Genomic DNA, 17258 nt, shown 5'->3' with positions numbered 1-17258 from the left:
TCAGTGCCCTTCAAACGAGAGTTCTTGCTCGTCCTCGAGGGCACGGACGGCTTCGGCGTGGTCGCGGGTCTCGAAGGCGACGCCTTGGGCGAGCGCCTCGTCTCTGAGTGCCGGCTCGAGCGGTTCACCGCCGCCGCGCTCAATGCGGTGCTTGGCGAATTCAAGGGCAGCGGTCGGTCCCTCTGCGATAGTGGCTGCAAACGACTCGACCTCAGATTTGAATTCGTCGCTCGGATAGATGTGGTTTACGAGACCTAATTCGGCGGCGCGTTCGGCCTCGACCAGCTCCCCGGTATATACCAGTTCCTTTGCGACGTGTTCGCCAACCATGCGTGGCAACAGCACCGAGGTGCCGGAGTCGACGGTCAGGCCGACGTTCCGGAAGCCAAAGCCGATTCGGGTTGTCTCGCTGGCGAGTACGATATCACAGGCGATAGCCAGGTTCGCACCCGCACCAACCGCAGGACCGTCGACGGCCGCGATCGTCGGGAGACGGCAAGTTGCGACGGCCGCTACTGCAGCGTTGGTCGTCTCCCTGAGTGAACGGACCTTCTCTGCGGTGGTCTGATCCCCTTCGAGGCGCTCGGTCATCTTCTCGAGGTCGCCGCCCGCCGAGAAGGCTCCCTCGGAGCCGCGAACAACGATGCATCGAGCGCCGTTCTCGACGGCTTGATCGATGGTGTTGACGACGCCGACTGCCATCTCGTCGGAGAGCGCGTTTTTGCGCTCTGGTCGAGAGAGTGTTATGTACGCGACTCCGTCTGTCAGACTGAGATCCACGGTATCTGATGACATCTGTCTCAGCGTATCACCGCCGGGCATTAACAGTGTTCCTGTCGGGATCGATCTCTCATTCGGGTCGACAGATTAAAGGATGGTCTCGGCCTCCCCCTGGATATGCCAGTTAGGGACGTAGCGAATGCAGACGGTGTGTACCTCGTCGACACGATGCTGGCCGAGACATCCGGCTTCTGTGCTTCCTTCTTCATCGATCGGGAACAGAGAATGCTCATCGACGCCGGCTCGGCGACGACCGTAGACGAGATCCTCGACGCACTGGCGACTCTCGATGTCGATCCAGCGACCATCGAATACCTCGTCGTTACTCACCTCCACCTTGACCACGCCGGTGGCGCTGGCCGACTGGTTGAGATCTGCAAAAATGCCACCGTTCTCTGTCACCCGCTCACCGCCACCTATCTCACTGACGAAGCGAAACTGACCGATCTCGTTGAGAGTTCTCATGCCGCCGTCGGCGAGATGGCCTCAGCTTACGATGCCAGCGGAACCGTGCCCGAAGGACGTATCGAAACCGTCGAAGACGGAGATAAAATCGACTTGGGCGATACGGTTGTTGACGTGATCCCCGCGGATGGCCATGCACCACACCACTTCAGCCTCTACGATCGGGCGGCCGATGCCTTATTTCTCATCGACGAGGGTGCCGTACACATTCACGGCCACTCGATGCCGAACGCCTCCCCGCCGAATTTCGATCTCGAGAAAACGGTCGAAAGCCTAGAGCGGTTTCAAGAGTACGAGACGGCAACGCTTCTGTACTGTCACTTTGGAGTGTCACACGACGCATCTGAGCAACTGGCCGAGGATATCGACATCGTCGAGCGATGGGTCGACGAAATCGAGACCGAGTGGAAACGTCACGGGGACGAAGCAGCGGTACTTGAGGCCCAGCTCGAGAAACACGGCAAAGACATTGAGCAGCCCGCGGTACGAGCAGCCATGAAGATGCACATCCGTGGTGTACTCATATATCTCCAACAACGCGAGACTGCGTGAAGGGTCGAATGCGATCCGATGCACGGTGTTCGAGCGAAACTATTTGTATGCTCGGATGAAATATTCGATCGTCAAACGATGAGCAGTTACGATCGAATACTCGTTCCGACAGACGGGAGCGCGGGTAGTATAGCCGCTATGGAAGAAGCAGTCGAAATAGCAACTCGAAACGACGCGACTGTCTTCGTCGTCCGCGTAGTGAACACAGACGAGACGATGTTGTTCCCGCCGGAAGCCAACCGGGAGCAACTCATCGAGATATATAAAGAGCGAGCGAGTGATACGACCGCCGAGACGGCAGCTGTCGTCGAGGATGCCAGCATACCGGTCACCTCCGAAGTCGTCGAGGGGGTCCCTCACGAGGCTATCAACGATTACGCGGCTGAGAACGAGATAGACCTCGTAGTCATGGGGACGCGCGGCCGAAGCGGTCTCGAACGAACACTGCTGGGTAGCGTCACGGAGAAGACGGTTCGGACGGCAACGGTTCCCGTGCTCGTCGTTCAGGACTAGCTCTTGACCGGTCGCCTCCCTCGATTTCTCGGAAGGCCTAAGTGAGAGTAGTTGCCTCACTACGCACGATGGTAACGAGCACTCCGTGGACAATGTTCCAGCGTACAGTCGCGACCACGCCGGACAAGGAGGCGCTGGTCGACGGCAGCCGTGGGCTACGATACACCTACACCGAACTCGAATCGCACGCGAAGGCGCTGGGTGCCGTCTTACAGGCACAGGGTGTCGGTCATCAGGACACATTCGCGACGCTTCTGACGAACGGTGTCGAGATTACCAGTTCGATCCTCGTTGCGAGTCGCATCGGCGCTATCGTGAACACGGTGAACTACCGTCAATCACTCGACGGTATCGAGCACATCGTAACCGACTCCAAAGCGGAGGTGCTGGTGTTCGATCCAGCTAACCGCGACAAGGTAGATCGTCTCCACAAGGATCTCGACACGGTGAAGACGTTCCTCTACACCGGCGAGGACGTTCCGGACTACGCCGAGTCGTATTGGGATCACGTCGACGCTCACGCCGGTGAAGAACCGGACTCCGTCGACGTAGCGCCTGAGGACCACTGCTATCTCATATACACATCCGGGACGACTGGACTACCCAAGGGCTGTCTTCACCAGGTCGGTCCCCTAATGGAGCACACCTATGTCACGATGTGCGAGACGCGCATCACCGACCGTGCCCGAACGCTCGTCGTGGCGCCCCAGGCTCACATCGCCGGCGCGTGGGAACAAGGGATACCGACGCTGCTCTACGGCGGCACCACGGTGACACTCGCTGACTTCGATCCAACGCAGGTCTTGCGGATCATCGAAGAAGAAGCCATTAGCCACACCTTCGCGGTGCCGACGATGTGGAAAAGTTTGCTCGAGGTCGAACCCGAACGCTACGACGTCGGGTCGGTTCAGACCATCATGACGATGGCCGCGGCCGTCTCGCCGCGGTTAGCTCGCGAGGTGCTCGAGGCTTTCGACCCGGACTACTTCGGCAACTGGCTGGGCTCTTCGGAGGGGTTCAATATCCTCACGAACGACGTGACGATCCGCCCGGACACCGCCGAATCTCCGGGCACTGCCTTCCCCAACGCCGAGATCCGTGTCGTCGAATTCGGTGGCGCCCCCACAGATGAGGTTGATCGAGGCGTAACGGGCGAACTCATCGTGAAATCACCGTTTCTCATGGACAAGTACCTGGGTCTGCCTGAAGAGAACGAGAAGAGTTTCCAGGACGGTTGGTACTACACCGGCGACGCCGGTTATATTGGCGAAGATGGATTGTTCTGGCCAGAGGGACGAAAGAAACACATCATCAACACCGGCGGCGAGAACGTCTCCGACGTCCACGTTGAGAACGTGTTGAGCGAGCACGAAGACGTTGCGGAGGTAGCCGTCGTCGGCGTTCCGGACGATCGCTGGGGCGAACGCGTCGTCGCTTGCATCGTGCCGGCAGCGGCCTCGAGCTTATCCGAAGACGAACTTCTGGCGTGGGCCGACGAGCGTCGTGACCTCGCGGGATACGAGTGCCCGAAAGGTGTGCGATTCATGGAAGAGTTCCCTCGTTCTGCAGGAATGAAAGTCCAGAAGTCGAAGCTCCTCGAGCGTATTCTGGAGTAGCTTGAATCGGTGCGGTTTGCCTAATCGAACCGATCGATCGCTGTGCCGCAATTGCTACAGGAGACGACGATGGCATCACGCGTCTCGGTCATATTCATCTCGATCTCCCCGATATCGTCGCAGGTTTCACAGAGGATGTAGCCTGTCTCAGTTTCTCGGGGTGCGCCGAGTGCGAGCGCTTGGACAGGCTCGTCGCCTTCGTTGTACCCGTGCTGGAAGTCTCCTGGGCTAAAACGGATGGCCTCGTCGGGTCCGAGCGTCACGGTACCCTCTTCGGTGTCGAAGGTCGCCTCACCGCGTATAATGTAAAAGATTTCCTCCTGATCGTCGTGGGTGTGAAAGCCGGCCGAGAAAGCCTCGCCCGGTTCCACGACGTAGTGATTGATGGCGACATCGGTGGTCTCGAGTGCTCGTGACAGGGGCCGGCACTCGCTAGCTGCGCTCATGAATATCTCTACGTCGTCGACGGCTATCCGCTCCATATCGGCTGAACGACGGGAACGGGTATTAACTTACTGGTGTAGTGAGAAAATCAGTTGTGACGAACTGCAGTGTTTAGTCGTCGTCGCTGGCGTCCGCGGTCACCTCTGTCGGCGTCTGGTTGCGGTACTCTGCGTCCAAGTCGGTGTAGGATTGCTCGAGCAGGTTCCGCCAGTCGCTGATGCGGGACTCGTCGGGCGTTCCCGAGGTGACGAGGCTGACGCCGACGAAGACGACGACGTTGACGACGAAACCGAACGTGCCGGGGTAAAAGCCCATCGGGTCGTTGAAGAAACCGACGGTGCCGGCTAACGACACCGTGCCGCCGGCAATGGCGGCTAAGACAGCCCCTTCTCGAGTCGGCCACTCAGCTGTGTAGACGGCGGATATGAGCTGGGGGACGGTGATTGAAACGATGAGCGCGCCGGCGGCTGCCCCGCTGGTGAGGATGAAATCGACGCCCAGGAACGTCAGGATGACTGCAGCGACTACGGCGACCAGTGTGATGACTCGAGCAGCGAGCAGGTGACTGTCCTCGCTCCACTCGGGTCGGATCTGTTTCGTGATGTCGCGGCTCCCAATGATGCCGATGGCGTGACACATGCTGCTCGCGCTTGACATGACTGCGGCGAGAATAGCCGACATGATGAGTGCGAACACCGGCGTCGGGAAGTACTCACGATAGAGCAGCGGGATGTACTGGTCCGGTGGTGCGTCCGGTAGCAAAAGGACGCCCGCGAGAACGGCAGAGAAGACGCCGACTTGTGTCAACCAGAATACCAGCGAATAGACGCCAGGAAGGCGCTCCAGTGAGCGTCCCTCCTCGAAGTAGTGGAGCCGGATCCACATATGCGGAGCCAGTCCGAGTCCTAGCATCGCGATGAGACCGAAGCTGAGAACCGTCACCCAATTATTGTAGGGTGGCTCCGGTGCGATGGGTTCGAGGAAAGCGGGCTGGGCCTCTAGGATATTGTTGAACGTCGGCTCGAATCCGCCGCCGAGCGTGAGCACCAGGAAGAGTCCGGCCACGAACGAGCCGAGAAAGAGCATGATTCCTTGCATCGTGTCGACCCAGGTGACTGACTTCATCCCGCCGAGCCAGGTATAGATCACGATGGCAGTAGCGATGACGATGACACCAACCTGCTGGGAGATGAGCCCACCCGTCCCGAGATCTAGGACGATGCCGAGACCCATAAACTGGAGCTGGAGGTAAGGGACTAGCCCGAGAATCATCCCTGCAGCGACGACGTAACCAAGCGTCGGGCTATCGAAGTACTCTCGAAGTGTGTCGCTGGGCGTTACCTGGCCAGTCTGGCGGCCAATCTTCCAGACTTTCGGCCCGATGAATCGGAACGCACCCGCCACCGAGACGACGATACTTGTCACGATGGCGAGATAGGCCGCCATCCCCTGAAGGAAGTAAAAGGCCGCAAATCCCAGCATCGCCAGCGCGCTAATCTGGCTGGCAAGCATCGAGAAAAAGCCCGTGAACCAGTGAATCGATCGGTTCGCGAGCGAGTAGTCTTCGAGACTCGTCGAAGGCTGAATTCGCCAGGCGACGAGCCCGACGCCGACGCTGATTATCAGGTACAACAGAATTATCCCGGTTGAGAGAATCTCGTTAAATGCCATTTATCTTCCCTCCGAAGTGAGTGACGGGGGATCGATTCGCCGTTCAAACAATGGTGCGACGAGGTAGAAAGCCACGAAAGCCATCGGCCCCAGGATTACCGTCCAGAAGGCGAAAAATGGCCAACCGAGGATCTCCACCTGGATGTTCTGCGCGGCGATGCTTCCCGGAAACAGGAAGACTGCTACCAGTACGAGATAGACACCGTTGGTTACGAGGCGTCGTGTGTGCATGGATTAGCGTACCCCGGAGGATAAACGCTGATGAAGAATCTTATAGTTTCTGGTTAGCGAGTCACACACGATCATTGACAGTCCTCGAAAGCTATTTGCCGACTACCCCGTCACAGTACGGTGTGAAGTCCGATTACAAACATCTCAACGTAGACAGTGATGGGCGCGTCATCCGAGTTGCACTTGACCGACCTGCAACACTCAACGCCGTCGACGGCGATATGCATGCGGAGCTCTCACGAGTCTTCCGTGACGTCGCCAACCGCGAGGGTGATGTAGTGGTCCTGACAGGCACTGGCGACGCATTCTCGGCTGGCGGCGACATCGACTGGATGGCCGATTGTCTGGCCGACTCGGAGCAGTTCCGGACGGTTCTTCACGAAGGAGAGGCCATCGTGAAGGCTATCCTCGATCTACGAAAGCCACTGATTGCGAAGGTTCAGGGCGACGCGATGGGTCTCGGCGCGACGCTGGCTCTGTACGCCGATGTCGTCTTCATGAGCGAGGACGCTGCACTTGGTGACACTCACGTCGCCGTCGGCCTCGCCGCGGGTGACGGCGGCGCGGCGATCTGGCCACTGTTGACGGATATTCATACGGCGAAAGAACTCATGATGACTGGACGAGCTGTCGACGCCGACGAGGCTGTGGAGTTGGGTCTGGTCAATCATGCGGTGCCACCGAATCTGCTGGACGAGCGAGTCGACAGCTTCGTTGAGGAGTTGCTCGACGGTTCGCAGCCGGCTATTCGGTACACGAAGGTCGCGTTAAACAAGTGGATCGAGATGGGAACGACCCTGGCTCTCCGCGAGGGGCTGATGCTCGAGGGATTGACCCAGCACCTCCCCGACCACGAAGCCGGCGTGCGGGCCTTTCGAGACGGTGAATCGCCTGACTTCCCGACGGGAGCGGACGAGCACCAATGACGTGACTCCACGAAACCTTTAGGCCGGCTGCGACTAATCTTCGAGCGGAGACGACAGACGGATGTACGACGATATCAACTACGAGACGAGAGAAGGAATTGCGACTATTACCATCGATCGGCCCGAAAAGTACAACGCCTTCACGGCGAACACGGTGGCTGAACTCAACGAGGCGATCCGAACTGCTGACGAGGACGACGGCGTCTACGCCATCGTGTTGACCGGAGCCGGCGACGGCTTCTGTACCGGCGCAGACGTCGACAGCATGCCCGACTGGGACGAGATGAGCAAAGAGGAGTACGCGGGCTTTCTCTGGGGCGTCCAGAACGTCGTCCGACAGCTTCGGACTATCCCGACGCCGAGCGTCGCCGCGGTAAACGGACCGGCGGTGGGTGCGGGGTGTGACTTCGCGCTTGCCTGCGATATGCGGTACGTCGCACCGTCGGCGTTTTTCCGCGAGGGATTCGTCCGCGTAGGCCTCATCCCCGGCGACGGCGGCGGCTGGCTCCTGCCGCGTCTAGTTGGCGAATCGAAAGCTCGCGAGTACCTGCTGACCGGTAAAGACATCGACGCGGAGGCCGCCGAAGAAATGGGCTTAGTCGTCGACGTCGCTGAGGACACGGTAGCAGCGGCGACGGCAATGGCCGAAGACATTCGCGATTTACCCCGCCTTGCTGTTCAGCAGACGAAACAGCTTATCGATCCCCAGCGATCGTTCGAAGACTACAGCGAGCGAGCTATCGAATATCAGTGGAACTGTGTGAACGATCCGGAACATCACGCTGCCGTTGACGCGTTCGGAACTGCCGAGAAACCGGACTACGACCGTGAGTACAGCTAGTGACAATTCGAACGTCGACCACAACCTCGAGAGGTTGTGATGACGGTCGGTAGTGACGAGGATACCAGCCGCCCGTAGGGAACCCAGCAACCCGGGACCGAAGTCGTTCTCGTCGACGCTCCCCAACAACGCCATCGGGGCGTGATATCCTCCTGCCGTATACGGCAAGGCTACGGCAAGGCTCCGCGAGCGTCGGTCCGACGCACGTTCCCGCGGGTGTTCCGGTTAGTCACGCTCCGGCGTCACGATTCGTGTGGCAGCCCAATAGATATTTACTCGTGCCCCGGAAACGAGTAGGTTGTCATGCCAGAGGTTGACCTTCCCTCGAGCGGCTACGAGATCTCCAGCAACGACCTCACCCCGGAGACGGGCTGGACGACACTGTACTTTGACGGGACCTGGGAGACGCCGGTTGACCGTGAGACTGAACCCGTCCTAAACCCCACCACCGACGAGAAACTAACCGACGTCGTGATCGGAACGGCAGCAGACGTCGACCGGGCGTTCGAGGCGGCAGCGGCCGCACAGAACGATTGGGCCGAGCGGTCGCCCCAGGAGCGCTCCGCGATAATCGACGATGCGATCGACATTCTCGACAAGTATTGGGCGGCCGCGAAAGAACTCTTAACCGTCGAGTCGGGAGCGACAAGCCTGAAGGCCCAGATCGAACTTACGACGGCAAAAGGGATGATGAAAGAGTCCAGAGGCTTGCCGTTTCAGGTGAAGGGCTCGACAGAAGAGTCGCTCATTCCCGGCAAGGAAAACCGCGTCGTCCGCGAGCCGGCCGGCGTCGTAGGCGTCATCTCTCCCTGGAATTTTCCGCTCCACCTTTCGATGCGCGCCGTCGCACCCGCACTTGCACTGGGCAATGCCGTAGTGCTCAAACCCGCTTCCCCGACGGCTATCACCGGCGGTCTGCTGTTGGCCCGTATCTTCGAGGAGACCGGCCTCCCGGATGGTCTGCTGAACGTCGTCACCGGCCCCGGCTCGACCGTTGGAGACCGTCTGGCTGCTCATCCCGACGCCTCGGTCGTCGCGTTCACCGGGTCGACCGACGTCGGCAAGCACGTGGCGTCGACTACAGCGGGACACCTCGCGACACCGGTCATGGAACTGGGTGGAAACAACCCCTACGTCGTCACCGAACACGCGGACCTCGATGCGGCTATCGACGCCGGCGTCTATGGCTCCTTTCTCCACCAAGGACAGGTCTGTATCTCTATCAACCGTCATCTCGTCCATGAGGACGTCTACGATGAGTACGTCGGTCGGCTGGCCGATCGAGCTAGTGAGCTCGTAGTCGGGGATCCGCTCGAGCGCGAAACTGATATCGGCCCAGTCATTACCGACAAGCAGTACGAAGAGATCGCCACGCTCATCAAAAAATCCATCAACGGCGGTGCTACGCTCGAGACAGGTGGAGCCAGAGAGGGTCGGTTCATCGCCCCGACCGTCCTTTCGGATGCGACGAACGACACGGCAGCAGCCTGTACGGAACACTTCGGTCCAGTGGCACCGATCGTTCCCTACAGCAACGATTCAGAGGCGGTGGAACTGGCCAACGATACCGAGTACGGCCTCGCCGCAGCGGTCCAGTCGACCGACCTGGCTCAGGCGGAGGCTATCGCAGCGGATATCGAGGCGGGCAGCGTCCACATCAACGATCAGCCCATCAACGAAGAACCGCATATCCCCTTCGGCGGCACGAAAGCCTCCGGTCTCGGAAAGTTCCACGGCGAACAGTTCATCGAGGTACTAACCGAGAGCAAGTGGATCTCCGTCCAGCGCCAGCCCCGGCGCTATCCGCTCTGACCACGGCGGTCGGGCGGCTCGCTGTACTGTTCAGGTCGTGGTTGACAGCGAACAGCGAATAGGCGAGCGACCGACGGCCGAGGAAGTGCCGACCGGGTTAGTCCTCGGGGCGGTCGCCGTCCCATTTCAGCCAGTTGAACACGGAGTTACAGCCCCGACAGCGAAACGTCTCGTCCGAGAGGCTGGCGCCGAACGGAGCGGTTAGCTCGGTATCCGGGCACCCACAGAACGGACACTCGATCTCGTCGAGGTTCCGGGCGAAGATGTCCGTCTCCGACGTCACTGGATGGCCCTCGCGATCTCGGTGTTCTCCGTCGCCAGGAGCTGCTGGAGGCGACCGGTCGGTTCCTCGTGGCCTGGCCGCCGGGAACTCGCGTCCCAGCTGTCGGGCACTTCGATGTCTGTCAGCAAACCGGAAACGTCTACACCCTGGTTGGCCAGAAACGGCGTAACGGACGACTTGAAGGCCTCGCGGGCGTCGGCGACGTCAGCCGTACGCACTCCGGCGTCGACGAGTGGGCCGCTGTCGCCGGTGAGCAGCCACTGATACATCGCTGGAAGCCGTTCCGCGAACCGTTGGGTTACCTCTTCGGATTCCTCCTCGACGAGGACTTCCAGCCATCCTTCAGCGTACATCTGGTGGTAGCGCTCTTCCTCGCCGATCTTCTGGACGAGGCCGGCCAGTTCCGCGAAGGCCGAATCCTCGAAGGTACGCAAGAGATTCCAGACGGCGTGTTCGACCAGATAGCTCGTTACGATGTAGTCCACCCAGGACTGCGGTGGTTCGGTGAGCGTTTTCGCGTATCGGATCTCGTCTGTATCTCTGCCGACGTCCAGCTGGTGGGCGTCGAGACCGGTGTCGCTGTCCTCGAGTAACTGGTACAGCGATCGAGTGTGACCGAGTTCCTCCTGTGTGAGAGCACTGATCGCGTTGAAGTCGGTGATGGACCGACCATTGGGAAGGACTAGGATGTGCCAGTTGCCGAGTACTCGCTTCGTATCAGCGATACAAAGCAACTCGTCGGTGAGCGTTTCGAGCGCGTCGTCAGAGAGTTCGTCTGGTGAGGTCATAGATATCAGGCCATCAAGAGGTCACGGGATTGCCCGTCCGTGTTAACCTCAAGGGCCGTATCGGCCGGGTAAAGCAGCATCTCGAGCCAGTCTTTGCTGTTGTAGACGGTGACAGCGCGAACTCGCGCCAGCGTCTCGTTCGGTGCATCGACTCGTCCCAACCGGGTGAGTTTTTCGTCGTGAGTGGCTCGGGCGAAGACGTCGTAGGTGCGTCGCGTCCGAGCGCCGTAATCTTGTTTCGTCATTGTTGGTGTTACAGTTGAATACCGATGTCCTGCATTCGTTCTCGTGCGTTCTTAGTCATACGGTCTTTCGACCAGGACTCTGCCCAGGTGACGCCGACGTCCGTGTCGGACACGCCGTCGACAGTCTCGAGGGCATTCTCGACGTCTTCAATGATCATCTGGTAGGCTGGACAGCCCAAACAGGGAAAGACGATGTCGACTGAGGCGAGACCGTCTTCGAACTCGACGTCGCCGAGCATTCCCATTTCCCGGAGGCTGACCGGAACGTGAGGGTCCTCTACGGATTCCAACGCGTCGACGATGGCCTGTTCGGTCGCCGAGCTGTGGTCAGTTGCACTCATCTCAAGCCCCCAGATACTGTCTCACCCACTCATCATTGGCCTGCCAGAGGTCTTCTCCCCAGACTTCCTCCTGGAGTCGGCTGATCCCGCCTATCTTGTCGGGGCCACCCTGGCGCCACTGTTCGAACTTCTCCTCCCAGGTGGCGTGGTTCTCGAGGTCCCATTCGCCCCGTTCGTAGTCGTAGAGGACGGGATACTCGTACTCGAGGACGTACTCGTCGGCATCCTCGTCGTAGTGGGCGGGAACCTCGAGACCCATGTCTTCCAACATGGGCACGACTTCTGCGAGCCACTTCTGGCGCATCTCGTCGTTGGTGTGGCCACGGATGTGGTAGTCCAACTGCGTCCAGCGCTTTTTCTTGTCGTCGGTCGTCCCGAACCACTCGGCGGCCAGTGGGAAGAAAAAGTCTACCACTTCCTGGATGCGCTCTTTGTGCTCTTCTCCGCTCTCCACGAGTTTTCGCATGTTTCGTTCGCCGTTTTTCACGTGCCACTGCTGTTCGAAGTTGACCTTCTGCAGCGAACGGGAGTACGGTGCATACGAGCAATGTTCTTCGAGATCGACCGTTGTCATCCGGCCAGCACGGTCGCCAAGCGCCTGCGCCACGGCGAACTCGTACCAGCTCTCGTTGGCCCATTCAGTCATGAAAAACGTCTTCCATTCCTCGGGATCACGGTCCATGATGAGTTCCTGCGTGTCGCCACCGAAGTCTTCGACGACGGCGTACTGCAACACTGCGTGTCCGAGTTCGTCATGGATAGCTTGGGCGGCCTGGATCTTCGTCTCGATAGAGGGTGCCTGCAAGAGTGCCGGATAGTAGATGACGAACGACATCATCTCGAGGTCACCTGCAATGTTCGTCGTCTCGGTCAGCACCTTTCGGTACACCTCGGTTGCCTCGGATGGATCCTCGATCATGTGGCCCTCGTCAAGTTTCGACTTTAGGGCTTCCTCGGGATCCACAGTATCATCTGTGCTGGTTCCCATGAACGGTAGCTAATTTGAGGCATGTCGAAATAAACCTTGTGCTGGTGCCGGCGATCGTTCTATCACGGCCGATCAGGTTCGATCCGATCTCCGGTGAACGGTTTCAGCGCGGCGTCGATACTGAACGGTCGAATAGGCTTTGCCGACCCCCGTTCCGAAATTACCCGAATATACATAATAAGCTTCTGACGGATGTGTCGAGACTCCCAAAACGGATGGGAGAACCATCACCATTCCGCACGGAACTGGCTCTTGTGGCTGGGTTGGAAACCGTCGATCCGAACGACCGCTCGATCGGTTAGGACAATGTCCGAACAGCCGGATTCGGCGTACGTCGACGACCGGAACCGAAGTCAGCAGGAGCCACTGGACACCAAACATACCAGGGCGTACGACAGTATGACCAGTCGCCGGCGGAAATAATGATGGGAAAGTTGGGTAGAAACAAACTTTCGAGTGGCGGTGTCGACCCGTATATCGCCGCAGTGAATTGCTGGCCGTTACTCGATCACGCCGAACGAACGAGTGTCCCGTTCGTTACCTTCAACCGGATCGATGCTTCTGACAGGGATTTTGGATCGGGTATTGTCGGAACGCTATTAGTCGTTCGATTCATTGGTAGAAACATGGCATCAGATGTCCGAATCAGTGCAGTCGAAAAAACCGTGGATGTCGTCAGGACACTCGACGCGCTCGACGGTGCGACCGCGACCCAGGTAGCCGAGGAACTCGACGTTCCCATCAGCACCGCACACGATTACCTCCAGAGTCTCGAGACGGTGGGGATGGTTACGCGGATCAACCAGATGTACCAACCGAGCTTGCGGTTCCTGAAGTATGGCGAAGCCCAGAAGAGACGAATCGACGAGTTCGTAAAGGGCGAAGAGGTCATGCAAGACCTGGCGGCGAAGACCGACGAGCACATTAGCCTCATCGTAGAAGAGCGAGGTCGATGTGTACTGGTACACGTTGAGGAAGGTGAAAACTCCGTTTCCTTCCGGTCTTATCCCGGTATCGAAATGTACATGCACGCGACCGCCCCCGGGAAAGCCATGCTAGCGGCTATGCGGGACGAAGAAGTTGCGGCTGTTCTCGACCGATACGGCCTCCCGCAGATGACGCCGAATACGATCACTGACCGTGAGACCCTTCTAACGGAAATTGAGGAGATTCGCGAGACCGGGGTCGCTACCGACACGTCGGAGCTAATCGAGGACCTCTACTGTGTCGGTGCTCCGATTCACAACCGCCAGTCCGATCGTATTTCGGCGTTGAGTATCTGTATCCCGACGGCACGGGCCAAAGAAGAGAGCTACAGACAGGAGATACAGAACGCGGTGATGGAGTTCGCCAATATTATCCAGGTCAACGTCAACTACTCTTGACCGGCCCAGATCGAACCAGCGATGGACCGTGCTCGGTTCGGGCAATTTCGGAATACAGTCGATTCTCAGATCCGTCGTCACGCAGTTACGACCGTTGCGAGTCGTCCGTTCCAAATTCGCGCTGCAGCAGTGGGATTACAGACGTATGTGTGTAACTCTGAGCTGAGAGGATAGCTCTCGAATATACGAACCCAAACCATTGAGGGTCGGCTATCCGGTCGGATCACTCCATGCCGGGGACGGATATTTCAAGGGGTATCAACATTAGATCGTCGCATTGTGGAGAGCGGCGAAGGCTGTAAGCCACGATTTCGTTGATTCAGTTGTGCTATAGTGGGGACGCTCTTCCGAAGCCGATCGTGGGTCGGAGGGATCTGGCGCTGTGAAAGTGTAGCGGGCAAGGGGGTGACGTGTGAGTATCACCCGGATGCAATGTTCCCAGTTGAGTTGCTTCGCTCGGGGGCGAGTGCTGCGAACCTACTCCAACAGATTCGCTGGCACGAAGGTTCTCCACTGTCTGCGCTGCCGCAGTGAGTCGGTGATCAACTAAGGCAGCTATTGAGAGCGTTCTTGTGACGTAGATTATTGGTCCCGTCACAAACTCGTCTAGAGTTCGCCTCTGGTAGCGTCAACTGACACCTCCAATGTCATGGCTGTTTTGGCTGAACGCTCGAGCAGTTCGTCGGCGAACGCCGCGAACTGCTCGGAATCGGCATATCTCACGAGATTGAGCCAGAGGAGCGATTCTAAGCCGGACTCTGTCCATCTCATCCACTGGTTTTTACACCGCTTCGAGATTTCGCCCATGGCTCGTTCAACCACGTTCGATGTCCACAGAACCTCTTGTCCCTCGAGTGCGAGTTCGGCGAATGTGACGGTTGCTTGTGCCCATTTTCGGAGGTACGCCGCTGCTTTTGGAGAGTCCTGTTGCTCTAAGCGCCACGCCTCCTTCGTGAGGTTCTCGAGCGTTTGGTCGATCCGCTCGCGGATCGCCAAACGCTCATTCCTCGATGCATGGAGCGCAACCGAGTTTTTCAGATGGAACAAGTCGTTTGTGACGTCTGAGGCGATCGCTTTCCGCGTTTCGAGCGAAAAGGTACCGTCCTTCCACAGCTTGTATCCAAGCGTTCGACCGACATGAACGAGATCGAGCTGATGAGATCGATAGCTGGTCTCGAAGGCGTCGACGAGGGATTCCTCGGCGTCACTGACGACCGTCGCGTCGTCAGTGATCGCCTCGTTCTCTTCGAGATCTTCTGCTGTATCGTCCCACGGTTCGTTGACATTGACGTCTAAGAGCGTGGTTTCCGCGTTGTCTTCGGTGATCTGTCCGAGAGTGACGTTGACGTCGTGGTACGTGCAGTGATCGTCCTGGCTATGACACTTCGTTCCGTCAGGAACGACAGTGTCTGCATTCGTCCCAGGAAGCCGATCACGAACGAAGTCACCGAGTTTGCTGCCGTACTCACGGACTCGGCGGTTGATCGTGGTTCTCGAAGGCATCGGAGTGAAGCCGTCGCCGTGGGCAACGGCATCACGAAAGCTGAGCGACGTAGCGAGTTCGGTACTCTGGAGCGAAATATCCTCTTGATAGATGCGCTGCCCGTCGAATTTGATGAGATCTTCGAGAGGGCGGAAGTAGGTAGGATCGTCACCGGTGGCAGCGGTGTCTTTGACGTGATGAAGGGAAAATTCGTGCTCTCCTGCGGTTGTCACAGCTGTTCGTGTTGTGGTTCCGGCGCGCTGGAAACGGCGATCGCCGTTTCCGCGCGCGTGTTTCTCCCCACAGTACGCCTCGACGAGGCGCTCGTCGAGGCTTTTGACAAGCTCCTCGAGGATCGTCGCCTCGAGGTGAAGCTCTGTGAGAGATTCAGCGAGAGTGGCAAGCGGTAGCGTTTTGTCTAAGTCGATGCTAACCGTGACTTGCGCGTCGATTGTGGCGTGCATGGGTCACTTCGGGGTAGGTACCAGAGGTGACCCTGTTTCCACAGGAGTCAGTTACGACTCTAGACGAGTTTGGGACACGACCAGATTATTGGCGACTCAGAGCGCAGAGCTGGTTTTGAGCATTTCCCGATTTTCGATAGACACGACGCCGGAGTTGAACGCTCTGAGATACAGTGTGAGATCGCCTCTGGAGATACCTCGACGCGGCGAGAGCCAGGATCGAGCTAATAGAAGGAGGAATCTTTTGTAAGTTATCGCTCGTGTAAGACAATGGAAAACGGTCGTCGGAAAGACATAAAGTCTCAAATTCCTGTAAAATAAATCGGCGAGCTACATCGTAAGGCTGAAGATGAACACCAGCTACGACGGCTTGGATTTCTGAAACCCCTACCAAGGAGACACAATTCCGGAGGCCGCCGACTGGGAGGGGCGGCCGGTGGCCACTGGTGATCGGTGGGCGGATTGATTTCCCCCTCCGCGTGAATGCGGAGGAATCCCATCATGGGATTTCAGGCCCAGCGTTGCGGCCTGTTGGTTTCAAGACGCGTACGTTCCAGGTGTCATCTGCTAGGTTTCAGCATCGGCTTGACTGTCTTGCGGCCCGGTCAAAGAGGCTCCATCCGTACCGGGTCTTAATGCGTCACAGCCACAGCCGTACGATAATTCGAGACGTGTCTGGTACGTTGATGATCCGTACGTGGAACGGCCATTGATGAAGACCGAGTATTCTGCAGTTGGGTGCGAGCACCCAACGGTGAGAGTCTGGCGAAATGGACGGAGGATGAGAAGAAAGAACGGATTGCGGGGTGTTAGAGAGGATCCGCAAGCAGAATCCCGGCAAGCGGATTCTGCTCGTCTTGGACAAGCACGGGTCACACGTCTGAGAATACACGCGCAGACGCCCCCATCAACTTGGGATCGATCTCGTGTTTCTTCCGTCCGGATTGCCGAACCTTAACCCAACCGAACAGGTCTGGAAGCATCTGAAGTGGACAATGTCACCGATCATCGTTCAGGACGAAGACGAGTTCCACGATCTCGTCAAAGACGTATCCGAATAAATGACACAATGGATTAGTTTCGCAAAGAAGTGGGTAAAGGACTTTCTTAACTTTTAAAAGTTATCTCGGTCATTACGCCGGGGCGAACACGTTGAACTCTTCGAGAAACTCGAAGGAGAGATGCTCAAACAACGCTAGTGTCTCCGTCTCCACGACATTGAAAAACGACTCTACTCTAGATAAACGAGCGCATATCCCGCCAAATCGGCGGGATCCGCTTCCCTATCGAGAATGATCCTCGAAAGTAGTGTGCGACACGACCAAGAAATCACTGGTCGATGGCTCGCTCGAGTGTACGGTCACTCCTACTCCGGCCGGGAAAGCAAGACTCGTAGCGACAAAAACGAACCGCTGTTCGAGAGGGTTGGC

16 protein-coding genes and 4 pseudogenes are annotated in these 17258 nt (G+C 58.1%); 10 read left to right on the top strand and 10 right to left on the bottom strand.

All coding sequences use genetic code 11. From position 1 onward, the window contains the following. The gene (locus QQ977_RS16410; RefSeq protein WP_285928779.1) at nt 1-795 is read right to left on the bottom strand and encodes an enoyl-CoA hydratase/isomerase family protein; all 795 of its coding nucleotides are present in this window, start codon (nt 793-795) and stop codon (nt 1-3) included. A 135-nt stretch (nt 796-930) separates the two neighbouring features. Here QQ977_RS16410 and QQ977_RS16405 point away from each other — a divergent pair, with 135 nt between their 5' ends. The 3 genes from QQ977_RS16405 (at nt 931) to QQ977_RS16395 (ending at nt 3926) form a co-directional block, all read left to right on the top strand. Then, entirely contained in the window at nt 931-1797 is an 867-nt protein-coding gene (locus QQ977_RS16405; RefSeq protein WP_285928778.1) for an MBL fold metallo-hydrolase, read from the top strand. A 78-nt stretch (nt 1798-1875) separates the two neighbouring features. Continuing rightward, nucleotides 1876-2310 (top strand): universal stress protein, encoded by a 435-nt coding sequence (locus QQ977_RS16400; RefSeq protein WP_285928777.1) that lies wholly within the window; start codon nt 1876-1878, stop codon nt 2308-2310. Nucleotides 2311-2402: 92 nt separating this feature from the next. After that, entirely contained in the window at nt 2403-3926 is a 1524-nt protein-coding gene (locus tag QQ977_RS16395; RefSeq protein WP_285928776.1) for a class I adenylate-forming enzyme family protein, read from the top strand. 20 nt (nt 3927-3946) lie between these two features. Here the strand turns inward: QQ977_RS16395 and QQ977_RS16390 are convergent, their stop codons facing one another. Both QQ977_RS16390 and QQ977_RS16385 read right to left on the bottom strand, forming a co-directional pair. Continuing rightward, nucleotides 3947-4408: a cupin domain-containing protein gene (locus QQ977_RS16390; RefSeq protein ID WP_285928774.1), complete on the bottom strand. Its 462-nt coding sequence runs from the start codon at nt 4406-4408 to the stop codon at nt 3947-3949. 73 nt (nt 4409-4481) lie between these two features. Next, nucleotides 4482-6041 carry a sodium:solute symporter family protein gene (locus tag QQ977_RS16385; protein ID WP_285928773.1) on the bottom strand — a complete coding sequence of 520 codons (1560 nt, stop codon included), beginning with the start codon at nt 6039-6041 and terminating at the stop codon, nt 4482-4484. Between the two features lie 305 nt (nt 6042-6346). Between QQ977_RS16385 and QQ977_RS16380 the strand changes: the two genes are divergently transcribed. From QQ977_RS16380 to QQ977_RS16370, 3 genes are all read left to right on the top strand, one after another. Next, nucleotides 6347-7198 (top strand): enoyl-CoA hydratase/isomerase family protein, encoded by an 852-nt coding sequence (locus QQ977_RS16380; protein WP_285928948.1) that lies wholly within the window; start codon nt 6347-6349, stop codon nt 7196-7198. A gap of 61 nt (nt 7199-7259) precedes the next feature. After that, a complete protein-coding gene (locus tag QQ977_RS16375; protein WP_285928947.1) occupies nt 7260-8039 on the top strand; it encodes an enoyl-CoA hydratase/isomerase family protein in 780 nt (259 codons plus the stop codon). Nucleotides 8040-8342: 303 nt separating this feature from the next. Further along, nucleotides 8343-9851 carry an aldehyde dehydrogenase family protein gene (locus QQ977_RS16370; RefSeq protein WP_285928946.1) on the top strand — a complete coding sequence of 503 codons (1509 nt, stop codon included), beginning with the start codon at nt 8343-8345 and terminating at the stop codon, nt 9849-9851. A 97-nt stretch (nt 9852-9948) separates the two neighbouring features. Here the strand turns inward: QQ977_RS16370 and QQ977_RS16365 are convergent, their stop codons facing one another. From QQ977_RS16365 to QQ977_RS16345, 5 genes are read right to left on the bottom strand one after another with little or no spacing between them, the layout of a single operon-like run. Continuing rightward, nucleotides 9949-10134 (bottom strand): hypothetical protein, encoded by a 186-nt coding sequence (locus QQ977_RS16365; protein ID WP_285928944.1) that lies wholly within the window; start codon nt 10132-10134, stop codon nt 9949-9951. Beyond that, the gene (locus tag QQ977_RS16360) at nt 10131-10922 is read right to left on the bottom strand and encodes a Phenylacetic acid catabolic protein (protein WP_285928943.1); all 792 of its coding nucleotides are present in this window, start codon (nt 10920-10922) and stop codon (nt 10131-10133) included. Before QQ977_RS16360 ends, QQ977_RS16365 begins: the two co-directional genes overlap by 4 nt. Before the next feature lie 5 nt (nt 10923-10927). Then, nucleotides 10928-11167, bottom strand: a complete 240-nt coding sequence (locus QQ977_RS16355; RefSeq protein ID WP_285928942.1) for a hypothetical protein — start codon at nt 11165-11167, stop codon at nt 10928-10930. A gap of 8 nt (nt 11168-11175) precedes the next feature. Then, nucleotides 11176-11508, bottom strand: coding sequence for a metal-sulfur cluster assembly factor (locus QQ977_RS16350; RefSeq protein ID WP_285928941.1), 333 nt, complete (start codon nt 11506-11508; stop codon nt 11176-11178). A gap of 1 nt (nt 11509) precedes the next feature. Further along, the gene (locus QQ977_RS16345) at nt 11510-12496 is read right to left on the bottom strand and encodes a 1,2-phenylacetyl-CoA epoxidase subunit PaaC (RefSeq protein WP_285928940.1); all 987 of its coding nucleotides are present in this window, start codon (nt 12494-12496) and stop codon (nt 11510-11512) included. 422 nt (nt 12497-12918) lie between these two features. Here QQ977_RS16345 and QQ977_RS16340 point away from each other — a divergent pair, with 422 nt between their 5' ends. Beyond that, entirely contained in the window at nt 12919-13881 is a 963-nt protein-coding gene (locus QQ977_RS16340) for an IclR family transcriptional regulator (RefSeq protein WP_285928939.1), read from the top strand. 432 nt (nt 13882-14313) lie between these two features. Further along, nucleotides 14314-14425, top strand: a pseudogene (locus QQ977_RS16335) (IS1595 family transposase); the annotation flags it as partial. Between the two features lie 62 nt (nt 14426-14487). On the opposite strand, the gene QQ977_RS16330 reads toward QQ977_RS16335, so the two are convergent. Continuing rightward, nucleotides 14488-15828, bottom strand: a complete 1341-nt coding sequence (locus QQ977_RS16330) for an ISH6 family transposase (protein WP_285926620.1) — start codon at nt 15826-15828, stop codon at nt 14488-14490. Nucleotides 15829-16149: 321 nt separating this feature from the next. Here QQ977_RS16330 and QQ977_RS16325 point away from each other — a divergent pair. Together QQ977_RS16325 and QQ977_RS16320 are read left to right on the top strand one after the other, a co-directional pair. Then, nucleotides 16150-16288 (top strand): annotated as a pseudogene (locus QQ977_RS16325) (IS630 family transposase); the annotation flags it as partial. Nucleotides 16289-16462: 174 nt separating this feature from the next. After that, nucleotides 16463-16886: pseudogene (locus QQ977_RS16320) on the top strand (IS630 family transposase); the annotation flags it as partial. Nucleotides 16887-16964: 78 nt separating this feature from the next. On the opposite strand, the pseudogene QQ977_RS16315 reads toward QQ977_RS16320, so the two are convergent. Beyond that, nucleotides 16965-17084: pseudogene (locus QQ977_RS16315) on the bottom strand (IS5/IS1182 family transposase); the annotation flags it as partial. Nucleotides 17085-17258 lie beyond the last annotated feature (174 nt).

The sequence above is a fragment of the Natrialbaceae archaeon AArc-T1-2 genome, from assembly GCF_030273315.1.
In the GTDB taxonomy this organism is placed as follows: Archaea; Halobacteriota; Halobacteria; order Halobacteriales; family Natrialbaceae; genus Tc-Br11-E2g1.
Note: the sequence above shows the minus strand (reverse complement) of the source record. Positions and strands in the feature narration are given on the sequence as shown.